Annotated in this window: 2 protein-coding genes and 1 pseudogene; 2 read left to right on the forward strand and 1 reads right to left on the reverse strand. The window is 68.2% G+C overall.

Annotation, left to right across the window (positions count from 1 at the left end; translation table 11 throughout):
* Nucleotides 1-123: 123 nt before the first annotated feature.
* Nucleotides 124-1195, reverse strand: a pseudogene (locus ACWD35_RS45325) (integrase core domain-containing protein).
* 328 nt (nucleotides 1196-1523) lie between these two features.
* Here ACWD35_RS45325 and ACWD35_RS45330 point away from each other — a divergent pair.
* Nucleotides 1524-2108 carry a TetR/AcrR family transcriptional regulator gene (locus ACWD35_RS45330; protein ID WP_451357154.1) on the forward strand — a complete coding sequence of 195 codons (585 nt, stop codon included), beginning with the start codon at nucleotides 1524-1526 and terminating at the stop codon, nucleotides 2106-2108.
* 85 nt (nucleotides 2109-2193) lie between these two features.
* Nucleotides 2194-2598 (forward strand): alcohol dehydrogenase catalytic domain-containing protein (locus tag ACWD35_RS45335; protein ID WP_451357155.1); only part of this gene is annotated, 405 nt, incomplete at its 3' end.

Genomic DNA, 2598 nt, shown 5'->3' on the forward strand with positions numbered 1-2598 from the left:
GGCCACTTCGTTCGGATGCGGCACAGCGTCGGCTGGCCGATCAGGGCGTCCACCCGGTGCACGACGGATGCTCCCCGAACCCGGTCGAGCGGCCTGTGCTGCTCGAAAAGTCGTCGCCGCAGGTCACGCGGCGTATCTGTACTCGCTGATGAGGCCACCGAGGATCCGGGTGCGCAGCAGCTTGGGGCTTCGCTGTCTATCGCGGTGGGCTGGGCATCGGGTGGTAGTTGGTTGCGCGCCTGGTGGGGCCGATGCTCGTTGTGGTGCCTCTGGTAGGCCGCAAGTACCTGCCGGGCATGCGCCTCTCCCATGACGAGGATGTGGTCGAGAACCTCGCGGCGGAGGCTGCCGATGACGCGCTCGCAATGGGCGTTCATCCGAGGCGCCCGCGGTGCACTCTTGATCACGTCCAGTTCCTCTGCCTCGAAAGACCGCGTCGAACGCCTCGCCGTACTTGCCGTCTCGATCGCGCAGCAGAAACCGCAGGGACTCCATGCGTATCCCGAGGTCGGCGGCGAAATTCCTCGCCTGCTGCACCGTCCACTCCCGCGTCGGATGGGCGGTGACGCCGGTGATGTGCAGGCGCCTGGTGCCGCTCGAGGAAGGCCAGCGCATAGAGCCGCCTGCCGAGCGCGGTGTCGATGTGGAAGAAGTCCGCCGCGATGATGCCTTCGGCCTGGGCGGTGAGGAACTCACGCCAGGTCGGACCGGAGCGACGCGGCGCGGGGTCGATGCCCGCTGCATGGAGAATCTCCCACACCGTCGAGGCTGCGATCCGGTGCCCGAGCCGCGCCAACTCTCCTTGGATCCGCCGGTGGCCCCATCGCGGATTCTCGCCGGCGAGTCGCAGCACGAGGCTCTTGAGCGCCGTCGCGGTCGGCGGCCGACCGGTGCGCCTGCGCGCGCTGTAGTCCCACTTCGCGGCGACGAATCGGCGATGCCAGCCGAGCAGGGTGCCCGGAGTGACCGGGAAGACCTCGCGCCAGCGACACCGAGGTATCAGACCGGAGAGGGCAGCAAACCAGAACCGATCGACTGGCTCGTAGCGGACCGGTCTGGCCAGCTGCCGGCGCAGCACCGCGTTCTCGTGGCGCAGGACGAGAAGCTCAGCGTCTTTCGCCTCATCCCCGCGGAGCAGCAACGACGGCAGGGAGAGCAACTTCCGGGTCGCCTTGTACAACAGGGACACGATCATCCGGACATGCTCCCAGCCGACGAACCGTCACCGCTGCCACCTGCGACGACGACTTTTCGAGCGGCACACCCGACCCGCGCGTCGGGCCTCGACCATGCCCGCCCGGCAGCGAACCACCAAAACCCCCACCTCCCGGCCATCACACCAGCTCAGCCACCTGAAGCGAAACGGGCAGGCTAGTTGGAATAGAGGCGGCTCCGCCAAGCCGGCCGAGGCGCTGGCCCCGGGGCGAGCCGAGGTGGCGTGCGATCGGCCGGAACGGCAGTCGGCAGAAGGCGGCGTGACGCCGGGACTTGTTCTTGAATGGTCGCTCATGTATTTTTGTGCCATGCCTCGCCCCCGAGAGTTCGAGCCCGACGCCGTGCTGGACCAGGCCATGCTGCGGTTCTGGTGGCAGGGCTATCGGGCCACCTCCATCGAGGACCTCGTGAAGGCGACCGGGGTGAAGCCCGGCAGTCTCTACAGCGCGTTCCCCGGCGGCAAGCGCACACTGTTCCTGAAGTCGCTGGAGCGGTATTCCGCGTTGGTCGTTCCTCAGAAGCTGGGCGAGTTGGCGGCGCCCGGTGCCTCACTGGCCGCGTTGCGCGGCTACTTCGACGGATTGGTGAGCGACCTGCTCAGTCCGGAGGGCCGACAGGGGTGCCTGCTGGTGAACACCGCGATCGAGAACGCGGCCGAGGACGACGAGGCCGCCGTCGTCGTACGCGGCCATCTGACCCGCCTGGAGCAGTGCATGACCACGGCCCTGCGCAACGCTCGCGACGCCGGCGAGGTGCGCGCCTCGGTGGATCCGGCCGGGAACGCCAAGCTGCTGGTTGCGACGTGCCAGGGGCTGATGGTCGTAGGGAAGGCCAATCCCGACGAGGCGGTACTGCGCGCCATCGTCGACAACGCCTTCGCCGTCCTCGCCTGACGGCTCCCTCCAGGGGCCACCGCATGCGGTGGCTCTTTTTTCGGACCCAATAGTTGAACCACCATTCAAGAATGGAGCCTGCTCAATGAAGGCCATCGTCATCTCCGCCTACGGCGCTCCCGAGATGCTGCACATCACCGAGCTCCCCGACCCCGTGCCTGCGCAGGGAGAGGTGCTGATCCGGGTCAAGGCCTTCGGCCTCAACCACGCGGAGGCATACATGCGCGCGGGCACCTGGGGTGATGTCGCGGCCGTCCCGGGGATCGAGTGCGCCGGACTGGTCGAGGCCGACCCCTCGGGCCAACTCGCCCCCGGAACCCGGGTCGTGGCGATCCTCGGCGGCATGGGCCGCACCCGAAACGGCAGCTACGCCGAGCTGGTCACCGTACCGGCCACCAACGTGGCCGCGGTGAACTCGTCACTGGGATGGGCCGAACTGGCGGCGGTGCCCGAGGTCTACGCGACAGCGTGGAACGGGCTGTTCGGCAAC

The sequence above is a fragment of the Streptomyces sp. NPDC002671 genome (genome assembly GCF_053592475.1).